Source organism: Monashia sp. HAY1-5C, assembly GCF_056755255.1.
On the sequence record NZ_JBPGXG010000923.1, the window covers coordinates 1 to 228 of the forward strand.

Annotated in this window: 1 protein-coding gene; it reads right to left on the bottom strand. The window is 76.8% G+C overall.

Annotation, left to right across the window (positions count from 1 at the left end):
• Positions 1-11: 11 nt before the first annotated feature.
• A partial coding sequence (locus ACR9ZK_RS23950) for a Phenylacetic acid catabolic protein (RefSeq protein ID WP_481344385.1) occupies positions 12-228 on the bottom strand: 217 nt, incomplete at its 5' end.

Genomic DNA, 228 nt, shown 5'->3' on the forward strand with positions numbered 1-228 from the left:
CGGCACGGCCGTCACCATGTCGCCCCCGGGTGCCGTCGCGCGAGGACCTGCATCTCGGCGAGCAGGAAGGCGAGCTGCGGGAAGTGACGGCCGTGCCGGCCCCCCGCGGCAGACGGCGGCACCGCCGGCACCTCGAGCTCCGCCTCCGCGAACACCGCGGCGAGGACCGCGTCGAACCCGGCCCGCAGGCTCGACGGCCGCACCGCGACACCCTCGAGCGCATCGATG